Genomic DNA, 6,185 nt, shown 5'->3' on the forward strand with positions numbered 1-6,185 from the left:
AATTTTTTTCTTATCCATCCTTTTGCAATTAATTATCAATATTTCCTTCAAATGCTTATTAAGAAAGATGTTAAAAAGAAATTTAAGCCTTTCAAGTCAAAAACAAGAGGGCTGTGAAAAATACTCGCTTTAACTAATAATTGTTAGAGTTAGAGACTGGGATGGCTGCGGCGATCCTTTTTTTGCACTAACGGATGCAGGATTGTTGAAGAAGGAATATGTTTATACGAGAGAGAATATTTACTAAAGAGTTAATTTTAAGTAGTGAGGTTTAAAAGATGGCAGTTGAAAGAGATAGTATGGTTTCATCTTTAAAGAAAATAGTAATACCTTTTCTTAGAGAGAATGGGTTTAAAGGTTCAATTCCTCATTTCCGTCGTATCAAAGAAAATAAAATTGACCTTCTAACATTTCAATTTGACAGATATGGCGGGGGATTCGTTATCGAAGTGGCAGTTTGTCCTCCAGATGGAGTTACCACACATTGGGGTAAGAAAGTTCCGCCGCATAAAGTTACTGCTCACGACTTAAACAACAGACCGAGACTTAATGGCGGAGAATGGTTTAGGTATGATGCACCTGATGCTGATGAAGATATTTTTGATGCTGTAGCAAATGAGCTCTTGGATTGTATCCCTGAAGCAGAAAAATATTGGGATAAAATTAAAATCAAAGGCTTGAAATAGTGGTCGCCTCTTACAAACGGGGAGCATAGTTTAAGTTGAAGGTCCGCTGAGGCGGTCTTTTTTCATATTCAACAAAGGGGCAGATTAACTCAATAAAAATCTTTGGAATAGAGTGTGGAAATGATATTTTTCTCAATAACTAACATACGAGCTGATTTTTTCGCAAAATATAGTACACTTGGTGCCACTTTTCTACTAATTATAGCGTTTTATTCTCTTTATAAGTCGAAAAATATAGTCTCAACAAGTAGGAGATTATGGGGATTTTTTGTGGTGTTATCCCTTTCAATTGGTGGATATTTTACTGCTTTAGATAATTATCTACTGTCTGGTGACTACGATAAAATATCTCAAAAAAATATGTTGGTATCTGTAATTTTTTACTTTGTTTTTTTTGTATCAGGTATATTGGTAAAAATAACATATGTAAAAAGGGTCTAGTTCGAGTAATTTAGGGGGAATTTTCTTGAATGAAAAAATTTATTTTCTCAAAATAATATAGATTGTGAAGTATTGTACTTAAACAAACGGGTGCGAGAATTAAAGAAGAGCAATGCTTTTTAATGCATTGCTTTTATGAGTTCAATTTAAAAATACTTGCAATAAAGCTCTCGCCTTAAACTCCCACTTAACTGTGCATATATCCTTGTTGTCTCACTTTTCTCATGACCTAGTAAGCTCTGGATAACTTCAAGAGGTGCGCCATTATTCAGCATATGAGTGGCATAACTGTGCCTTAGCTGTTGCGGATGAATTGATTTATTGATCCGTGCCCGATTCGAAATTCGTTTGATGATATATCTCATCTGGGCAATACTCATTCGATGAGGATACCGTTCTGTAACAAAAATGGCTGCATCGCCATCCTGGCGTTGATCAAGGTATCGTTTAAGCCAAATTTCGCAGCGGATGTTAAAATACACTTCCCTCTCCTTATCCCCTTTTCCTCTCACAATAGCGGAACGGTTAGACCAATTAATTCTACTCTTCTCTAAGGAAACAATTTCTCCTATACGGCACCCAGTGGAAAACATGAATTCAAACAAAGCCTTCTCCAATGGGCTGGTGCAGGCTTCACGTAAATGTTCAATTTCAAATTCTGTTAGGAACTTTGGAATTCGTTTCCCTGCTTTAGGTTCCTTTATTTTCGCGGCGGGATTTTTTGAAATATAACCCTCCTCATGTGACCAACGAAATAATGATTTCATAAAACGTATTCGGTGAGCCAGACTTGAAGGTTTTAAGGTTTCGCTTGACTTTGCAAGGTATTCTTTAAGTTGAACTGTGGTTATAGTATTAAGTTTAACATCCTTAAAATATCTAATAAGTAATGTGGCTTGAAGTTTATATGCTTTTAATGTTTGTGGCGAAAATCCTTCAATTCGTTTATACGATTCATATGTTTCCCATGCCTTTGACAATAACAAAATACATCTCTCCCTAAATTTTCTTTTTTAGAGGAATTATTGACTTGATTCTCGAAATTGAAACAGGAGAGTCTATTCAACTATCGGGGCAGGTTTCTTGAACAAGGAACCAATTTAATTTTAGATTTTTAGAGAAGATTACTGGAATATTATGCTAAACTTAATAAAACGATATGAAGGACTGATTTTATTAATGGAAATTAGGAAACCTAATGATTCAGAACTTAAAAATATTATTTTACTATCGCCCCTAGCTGTATTTGATGGCACATTAGGTGAAGTAAAACCTACAAATGAAAAAATCAAACATCTTGTTGAAGCACTGCTGGAGAAGGGAAGCTATTATTTAATAGCAACTGAGAACGATAAATTAATGGGCTGGATTCTTATAGGGGCAAGTAAAGACCAATTTACTGATAGGATGAATGGATTTATTTATGAACTATTTGTTAGAGAAGAATTTAGAGGAAACGGAATTTCTAAACAGTTAATGAGAACAGCCATTGACCATCTAAGACAAGATGGATACTCTGAAGTCCGTCTAAGTGCATTTGCAGGGAATCAAGCTATTAAACTTTACGAAAAAATGGGCTTTAATATAAGAACAGTTTCTATGAGTTTGCCATTATAAGCAACTGGTTTCTTTCACTAACGGGTGCAAGAGTTCAAGATGGATCGCTACGGCGGTCTTTTTGCTTGTTATGCTAACGTGTAGGTTAGTGAAAGAACGAAATTAAAAAGAGGTTTCTTGTAGTACAATGAAAACAGTTAGTAAAAATATTATTTTGGCGGTGTGATTTATGAACAACAGTCCTATTGTGAAAGAATACTCATACGCGAATCAAGCTCAAGTTGTAGATTTAATTCTTCAAATCCAACAACAGGAATACAATATATCGATAACAAAGGATGACCAGCCCGATTTGTTTACCATTGAAGAGTATTATCAGACAGGTAATGGTAACTTTTGGGTTGCTCTTTATGATAAAAATGTCGTTGGTACAATCAGTCTTTTGGACATAGGGAATAATCAAGTCGCATTAAGGAAAATGTTTGTAAATAAAAAATATCGAGGAGCTACATATAAAACTGCAAGTCTTTTATTAGATACTGCAATTAAATGGGCAAAGGAACGTCCAATCAAAGCAGTGTTTCTTGGAACTACTCCGCAATTTTTAGCAGCTCATAGATTTTATGAAAAAAATGGATTTATAAGTATAGGTCTTAATGATTTGCCTGAGAATTTCCCAGTTTTACATGTTGATAAAAAGTTCTATAAGTATGTGCTTGAATAAATAAAACAGAAAAACGTTCTTGAACTAACGGGTGCAAGAGTTCAAGATAGATCGCTGCGGCGGTCTTTTTTTGCTTGTTGTACTAACGGAGCAGTTTAGTGTGAGTAACAAATTTTTAAAGTAACATAGTTTTAAATGTGGTAAAATATGTTATTAGTACAAGATCGAACCATTAGGAGGTTTTTAAATGAAAGGGAAATTAGTTTTGACCATAGGATTTGCTGGTGCTTTAGCATTATCAATTGGTTTTGCGAAGGACCTACAAAGTACAAAGGTATTTGCACAAACTGCCACTAATAACGGAGATCAATACAGAGTTATATCAGTAGAAGAGCAAAATCGTAGAGAAGGTAATGTAGCTGAAGGGAAAAATGTTACCACAATTATTTCGGTAGAAGAGCAAAATATGGTGGAAAATAGTTCAGCTCAACAAGGGTTTGTTCCACAAGAAAATGGAACAGGTTTCTTTTTTACTAAAGTAAAATGAAATAAGTAAATACTCGCTACTTTTCACTAATGGGTGCTTGAGTTTAAGATGGAGCTGTGATTGGCAGCTCTTTTTTCTTGTTGAACTAACGAAGCAGGTTAGTTTAAGTACATTTCTTCACAAAGTTATAGAAAGCCGATCTTCTCAATTAGGAAAATCGGCTTTTTTTATTAGTAATTTGAAATGGATTAGTTGTCAAAAAGACTCAAGGACTATTCAATTTTAATGCCTAAATCAAACACATAGGGCTGTTGTGGAGCAGTAATTTTTGACAGCTGGCTAATTTTTATAACGGGAATTGTCTCCCCATTGAATTGGGTTTGCTCAATTTTTCCTGTTACTTGAACCCATTTATCTATCGGTAATGCAGCTACCTCTCCTTTTGCCATCATTCCATAAACCGAGGCATCGGCAACACAACATGTGATTCCAAATCGAGCAACAATAATCTGGTTTTGCATAAATTCTTTTTCCCGATACACAAAGCCTTTTGTGGTTACCGTTTTTCCAAGCATAGCATTCAGATTATCTTGAATAATGTTCATTATGTTTACATACTGGTTATCGTCTATATTAATGATATTAGCCTTCAATAATTTATTCTTTAATGCATCATATTCTTTTTGAGTTAAAGGCTCAGGTTGATTATCAAGTATACTTTGTGTGTTAGTTGATTTATTAGATTTATTGGTATTAGATGATGATTGTACTTTTGAACTGTTATTTAAAGTTTTATTTTGTTGAGGCGGTTGAGAGGTAGCTCCCAATTTAATTGTTCTATTCATTGCAACAGAGCTGCCCAGCACATTGTTCGAGAAAAGAAATCCTGTAGTTATAGGAATTATAAACAATAAATAAAGAAACACACTTTTCCCGAAGGAGGAAGGATAGGTATGATTCCCATCACAATCACAATGATAAGAATGTTCTTTCCCTGAAGTTCCTCTTATAATCAAAAGAACTCCAAGAATAAGACATATAAAGAGAGTAAAGTAAATAAATCGAATCATTTTTGGAGCGATTAAAAGAGATATATTATTCGTTAGAAGTAATTTAAATAAAAGCAGCATAAATCCAATCAAAATAATTCCCCTGATAAGATGATGAAAAGAAAAGTCTTGGACTTTATGAGTCTTCATCTTTGGATACACCCCCTATAAAAGAAATAGCTGAAAAATATAAACTGAAAAATAGACGACAAGAGGAGTTACCAAAAGTAGATAAATGACAAACTTTTTCTTAAAATAACCGAATAACATTAAGGTGTTTTTTATATCAATCATAGGACCGAAAACAAGAAATGCAAGGATGGAACCTTCTGTAAAAGCGGAACCAAATGACGAAGCTACAAAGGCATCTGCTGAGGAGCATACAGAAAGAACGTATCCTAGTCCCATCATAGCCATTGGCGCAAAGGGTGTGCTTGTCCCTATTGATAAGAGAACATTTCTGTCTAAGAAAGCTTGAAATAAACTGGCAAGAAATGCACCTATGAATAAATACTTCCCTGTATCAAATAATTCATCACTTGCATGATAGAGGGTTTCTAATAGTTTACTTCCTCTTTGGTGGTGGTGGTGATGGTGATGGTCCTCCTTCGGAGCCTTAAGAATATTTTCACTTTTAAAACGTCTATAAATGATTAATCCAATAATAATGGAACTAATAAATCCTACAAACATCCTTGCATTGGCTACATAAGGTGTGCTTTTAAATGCGAAATAAGTAGACGCATAAACGACAGGATTTAAGATTGGAGCACTGAGCATAAATACAACACCTACATGTGAAGGCATGCCTTTTTTTATTAACCTGCGAACGACAGGAACGATGGCACACTCACATATTGGAAACATTATTCCAAGTAAAGCAGCAGGTATCAGGGCAAAATAGGCATTTCGGGGCAAAACCCTTCTGAGTACATTTTCGGAAACAAATGATTGGATAATAGCGGATACAAATACACCGAGTAAAATAAATGGAATGGCTTCTAAAATAATACTAAGAAAAATGGTATTTACATTAAAAAACGTACTAGGGATTCTAGTAAAAAAAGTGATGTTTTTTAGCTCCTCCGCAAACAGAAATAGAAAAAGGAATAAACAAAATAATAGAAAAACGAGACTATCTTTAAACATCTTATTTATAAAGGTCATTACAAGTCTACCTCCTCAAATCTATCAATCCTATCATATGGATATGCACTTATACTTAATTCATTTCATTAAAATTTGATGATTGACATAAATCAATAATCGTTATAAGATTTAATTCGTAATAATTACGATTT

General features: G+C 34.1%; 7 protein-coding genes. 4 read left to right on the plus strand and 3 right to left on the minus strand.

Annotated elements, in window-relative coordinates:
• The first annotated feature begins 278 nt into the window (after positions 1 to 278).
• A complete protein-coding gene (locus V7161_RS29540; RefSeq protein WP_335716336.1) occupies positions 279 to 686 on the plus strand; it encodes a DUF4304 domain-containing protein in 408 nt (135 codons plus the stop codon).
• A 587-nt stretch (positions 687 to 1,273) separates the two neighbouring features.
• Here the strand turns inward: V7161_RS29540 and V7161_RS29545 are convergent.
• On the minus strand, positions 1,274 to 2,113 hold the full coding sequence (locus tag V7161_RS29545; RefSeq protein ID WP_335716337.1) for a tyrosine-type recombinase/integrase: 840 nt from the start codon (positions 2,111 to 2,113) through the stop codon (positions 1,274 to 1,276).
• 193 nt (positions 2,114 to 2,306) lie between these two features.
• Here V7161_RS29545 and V7161_RS29550 point away from each other — a divergent pair, with 193 nt between their 5' ends.
• From V7161_RS29550 to V7161_RS29560, 3 genes are all read left to right on the plus strand, one after another.
• The gene (locus V7161_RS29550) at positions 2,307 to 2,744 is read left to right on the plus strand and encodes a GNAT family N-acetyltransferase (RefSeq protein WP_335716338.1); all 438 of its coding nucleotides are present in this window, start codon (positions 2,307 to 2,309) and stop codon (positions 2,742 to 2,744) included.
• A gap of 169 nt (positions 2,745 to 2,913) precedes the next feature.
• Positions 2,914 to 3,408 (plus strand): GNAT family N-acetyltransferase, encoded by a 495-nt coding sequence (locus V7161_RS29555; RefSeq protein ID WP_335716339.1) that lies wholly within the window; start codon positions 2,914 to 2,916, stop codon positions 3,406 to 3,408.
• Between the two features lie 187 nt (positions 3,409 to 3,595).
• A complete protein-coding gene (locus V7161_RS29560; protein ID WP_335716340.1) occupies positions 3,596 to 3,895 on the plus strand; it encodes a hypothetical protein in 300 nt (99 codons plus the stop codon).
• Between the two features lie 212 nt (positions 3,896 to 4,107).
• On the opposite strand, the gene V7161_RS29565 is transcribed toward V7161_RS29560, so the two are convergent.
• Both V7161_RS29565 and V7161_RS29570 read right to left on the minus strand, forming a co-directional pair.
• A complete protein-coding gene (locus tag V7161_RS29565; RefSeq protein ID WP_335716341.1) occupies positions 4,108 to 5,034 on the minus strand; it encodes a TIGR03943 family putative permease subunit in 927 nt (308 codons plus the stop codon).
• Positions 5,035 to 5,049: 15 nt separating this feature from the next.
• Positions 5,050 to 6,051: a permease gene (locus tag V7161_RS29570; protein ID WP_335716342.1), complete on the minus strand. Its 1,002-nt coding sequence runs from the start codon at positions 6,049 to 6,051 to the stop codon at positions 5,050 to 5,052.
• Positions 6,052 to 6,185 lie beyond the last annotated feature (134 nt).

It is taken from the genome of Neobacillus drentensis, from assembly GCF_036965425.1.
Lineage (GTDB): Bacteria > Bacillota > Bacilli > Bacillales > Cytobacillaceae > Neobacillus > Neobacillus drentensis_F.

Bases quoted from the DNA above. Each gene is read 5' to 3' on its own strand.
- V7161_RS29560 (WP_335716340.1), top strand. From the start codon at position 3,596: ATGAAAGGGAAATTAGTTTTGACCATAGGATTTGCTGGTGCTTTAGCA.
- V7161_RS29555 (WP_335716339.1), top strand. From the start codon at position 2,914: ATGAACAACAGTCCTATTGTGAAAGAATACTCATACGCGAATCAAGCT.
- V7161_RS29550 (WP_335716338.1), top strand. From the start codon at position 2,307: ATGGAAATTAGGAAACCTAATGATTCAGAACTTAAAAATATTATTTTA.
- V7161_RS29540 (WP_335716336.1), top strand. From the start codon at position 279: ATGGCAGTTGAAAGAGATAGTATGGTTTCATCTTTAAAGAAAATAGTA.
- V7161_RS29565 (WP_335716341.1), bottom strand. From the start codon at position 5,034: ATGAAGACTCATAAAGTCCAAGACTTTTCTTTTCATCATCTTATCAGG.
- V7161_RS29570 (WP_335716342.1), bottom strand. From the start codon at position 6,051: ATGACCTTTATAAATAAGATGTTTAAAGATAGTCTCGTTTTTCTATTA.